This window comes from Craterilacuibacter sp. (genome assembly GCF_051659485.1).
Lineage (GTDB): Bacteria > Pseudomonadota > Gammaproteobacteria > Burkholderiales > Chromobacteriaceae > Craterilacuibacter.
This window is the reverse complement of record NZ_JBOFOO010000396.1, coordinates 1-3,024: the sequence shown is the minus strand read 5'-3', so window position 1 is coordinate 3,024 and position 3,024 is coordinate 1. Positions and strand designations below refer to the sequence as shown.

The window sequence follows — 3,024 nt, the reverse complement described above, 5'->3', positions numbered from 1 at the left end:
GGGATGGGTTACGTACTGGAAGTGCCGGAGCTGCCCGCGTGAAGCGGCCGCTGTCGTTGACCGCCCGCTTGACCCTGCTGTACGCGCTGGTCACCACGTTATTGCTGGTCGGTATGGGGGTACTGGCCGGCGTACTGGTCGATCGCCATTTCACCGAGCTGGATTCCGAAACGCTGGAGAACAAGATCCTGCTGGTGCAAGAGGTTATTGCAGGGCCTGCGGGGCAGGGTATTGTCGCTGACAGGCTGGATACCGTGCTGCAGAATCATCGCGGCTTGTATGTGCAGATCCGGAAGGGTCAAAAGGTGCTTTATACCTCGGCCGGTACATCGGCTTTCAATTTTGGACGGCTGGCGGCACAAGGCAGCGGGCAGTCGGCGGCATGGAAAGACGCGGGGCAGGGGTATTACGGCATTTGCAGAACAGATGCCAACCGACGGGAGGTGAATATCTGCGCCGTGATCAATACCGATACACACCGCCATTTCATGCATGACATTGGCCGCTCGCTGGCGGTCTATATCCTGCTATCCGCCTTGCTGGGCGGCTTGCTGGCGTGGTGGGGCGCGTACAATGCGCTCTCGCCTTTGCGTACGATGAAGGCGCGTGCACAGGCGATCACCGGCCAGCGTCTGGACGCCCAGATGCCGGTGGAGTCGGTGCCGCTGGAGATGGCGGACCTTGCCGAGTCGCTGAACGCGATGCTGAGCCGCTTGCAGGCCGATTTTCGCCGCTTGTCAGCGTTTTCGTCCGATCTGGCGCACGAACTGCGTACGCCGATCAGCAACCTGCTGACCGAAACGCAGGTGGCGATCACCCAACCGCGCACGAGAGATGAGTACCGGGACATTCTGGCGTCCAACGCCGAGGAGTTCCAGCGGCTGGCACGCACGGTGTCCGACATGCTGTTTCTTGCCAAGGCGGAGAATGGGCTGGTATTGCCCGGCAGCGAGCCGATGGCCGTTGAGGAGGAGGTCGCTGCGCTGTTCGAGTTCTACGATGCTCTCTCGGAGGAACAGGGTATCCGCTTCACCCTGCTGGGTAGCGGGCAGGTTCGCGGGGATCGCCTGATGCTGCGTCGCGCACTGAGCAACCTGTTGTCCAACGCCTTGCGTTACGCGGACGCGGGCAGCGTGGTCCATGTGCAGATTCGGCAGCAGGGCGGCAAGGTCACGATTAGCATCTGCAATGCAGGTGCCGACATTCCTGCGGCGAACTTGCCTCGGCTGTTCGACCGGTTTTTTCGGGGCGACCCTGCGCGGGAGGCTGGCGAGTCGGATGGCGCCGGGCTTGGGCTTGCGATTACCCGCTCTATCGTCGAGTTGCATGGTGGCTGTATCGAGGTCACTTCTGCGGGCGGCCAGACCTGTTTCATACTGCACTTTCCCGCTGGCGATGGCGTACAAGGCATTTGTCCGGCCTGATCGCCGAGTGGCGACGAACGCGGGCAGAGGCTGCCCGCGTTCAATGTTTGCCGCGTACTTGTGTGCGGTGTCTCCGGTGCGGCTTGTGCCGCAGTAGCGATTGGCTCAATGGCGTAGAGCCCTTGGCCTGGCTGAAAGACACGCTTGAAAAACGTTTTGTCTGGCCGAACAGCCGCCTCGTCGAACTGCTGCGCCTCAAGCACTAACCGCCCGCACCCTGTTTGACAAGGTGGGGCGGCCGGACGCATACCGTACAAACGGTGAGGCGTGCGGTGATGGACGATATTTTAAATATTTGAAGTTATTGGAAATTGATCTGTTGAGACACTTTTTTCATAAATATATGCCTGGGCGCGAGGTGGTTTTTGCTAATCGCTACCTGCGTCCGTTTGCGCCATGGCTGGATAAGCCAGCCTACTGGACGTGGGGCCGGCGCAAGGTGGCACTGGCCTTTGCTATCGGGCTTTTTTCCGGCCTGATGCCAGGGCCGACCCAGATGCTGGCTTCTGCCTTGCTGGCGCTGTTGCTGCGTGCCAATTTGCCGGTGGCGCTGGCAACTACGCTATACACCAACCCCTTTACTTATTTGCCCTTGTACTGGCTGGCGTATCAGTATGGCCGTTTCCTGCTGGGCATCAATGGCACGGCGATCACCATTTCTGCACCGCCCGAACTGCAGGGTCTGGATTTCGGTGCCTGGCTATCCGGTTTTTTGAGCTGGTGTCAGTCTTTGGGTTTGCCGCTGCTAGTGGGGGTGCCGGCGCTGGGGCTTAGTTTCGCCATTACCGGCTATGTCATGGTTCGTTTGTTGTGGCGGGCTTATCTTGTCCGGCAACTCAAGCAAAGAAAGCGCAAGCGAAAATGTGACTGAAGCGGTGTAGATCCGCTTACAAATTTATCGGTGGCTTGGCCTGTCATCGTTTTTTAGCTGGCGGCTATTCATTCGGACGCAGGTCGAAGACCAATACTTCGGCTTGTCTGCCGTGGCTAAGCGTCAACGTATTCTCGTCGCGCACGCGGGCACCGTCGCCGGCGTAAAGGCGCTGACCATTAATTTCGGCACTGCCTTTGGCCATATGGATATAGGCGTAGCGCCCGCCAATACTCAGGCTGGCGCATTCGTTTCCGTCAAACAGACCGGCATAGACACGAATATCCTGATACACCGGCAGCGCATCGCTGGCTTCTTCGGGAGCAATAATCAACCGCAGTTTGCCGCGCTTGTCGCTGTAGGAAAAAATCTCCATATTGCGGTGCGGGTGGGTGCCGAAACCCTGGCCTGGCGCTACGGTAGCGTCGTTGATCACCAGCAGATCGGAGAAGCCGCTGTGTGCCGGGTCGTGGTAATGGCCGAACGAAAAGGTATGGCGGGATTGAAGCCAGTTAAGGGCGGACTGGCCGCGCTGGCTAGCTGGGCGAAGTTCCAGCATGATGGATTCCTCTGCGTAGTGTCTTTGGTGACTGCACGATTGCTGGCCGGAATATAACGGCATGATCTGCTTCAAGAGTAGGCGGGAGTGTGGAGTCGTGCATCACCAATTGGATGGGTGTATGGTGCTGAATTAGGCGTAATGTATTAAACATTTAATACATGATCACC

The 3,024-nt window shown here is 58.5% G+C and carries 4 protein-coding genes; 3 read left to right on the top strand and 1 reads right to left on the bottom strand.

Annotated elements, in window-relative coordinates:
• From ACRC1E_RS13530 to ACRC1E_RS13520, 3 genes are all read left to right on the top strand, one after another.
• Positions 1-1,424: heavy metal sensor histidine kinase (locus ACRC1E_RS13530; RefSeq protein ID WP_438515615.1), on the top strand; the 1,424-nt coding region annotated here is incomplete at its 5' end.
• Positions 1,425-1,507: 83 nt separating this feature from the next.
• Entirely contained in the window at positions 1,508-1,630 is a 123-nt protein-coding gene (locus tag ACRC1E_RS13525; RefSeq protein WP_438515616.1) for a transposase domain-containing protein, read from the top strand.
• Positions 1,631-1,782: 152 nt separating this feature from the next.
• Positions 1,783-2,295, top strand: a complete 513-nt coding sequence (locus tag ACRC1E_RS13520; RefSeq protein WP_438515614.1) for a DUF2062 domain-containing protein — start codon at positions 1,783-1,785, stop codon at positions 2,293-2,295.
• Between the two features lie 64 nt (positions 2,296-2,359).
• Here ACRC1E_RS13520 and ACRC1E_RS13515 read toward each other — a convergent pair whose 3' ends face one another.
• Entirely contained in the window at positions 2,360-2,854 is a 495-nt protein-coding gene (locus ACRC1E_RS13515) for a pirin family protein (RefSeq protein ID WP_438515613.1), read from the bottom strand.
• Positions 2,855-3,024 lie beyond the last annotated feature (170 nt).